The organism is Undibacterium umbellatum (assembly GCF_014284125.1).
In the GTDB taxonomy this organism is placed as follows: domain Bacteria; phylum Pseudomonadota; class Gammaproteobacteria; order Burkholderiales; family Burkholderiaceae_D; genus Undibacterium; species Undibacterium umbellatum.
Genome location: NZ_JACOFX010000102.1, coordinates 1 through 252 on the forward strand (window position 1 = coordinate 1; position 252 = coordinate 252).

Sequence of the window (252 nt, forward strand, 5' to 3'; positions counted from 1 at the left end):
CTGGCAGTTTGGCGAAGTCAACTACGGAGGCTGCATTGTTCATCAACACTTGCAGGGCTTCTACTTTAGTGATGATGGAGGAACCAGCTGCACCGGCTGTGACGTTACCGCCGTTGACGATGATCAGGGTATCTGTGCCGTCGCCGCCTGTCAGGCTGTCACCTGTTTCGATGGTGTCTGCCAGGTAGAATGTGTCAGCACCAGTACCGCCAGTAACTGTGACATTTTGTACTTGACCGGATGTGTCAGCTT

At 53.2% G+C, this 252-nt stretch carries 1 protein-coding gene; it reads right to left on the reverse strand.

Annotation, left to right across the window (positions count from 1 at the left end):
* Window positions 1–252: hypothetical protein (locus tag H8L47_RS29365; RefSeq protein WP_222616734.1), on the reverse strand; the 252-nt coding region annotated here is incomplete at both ends.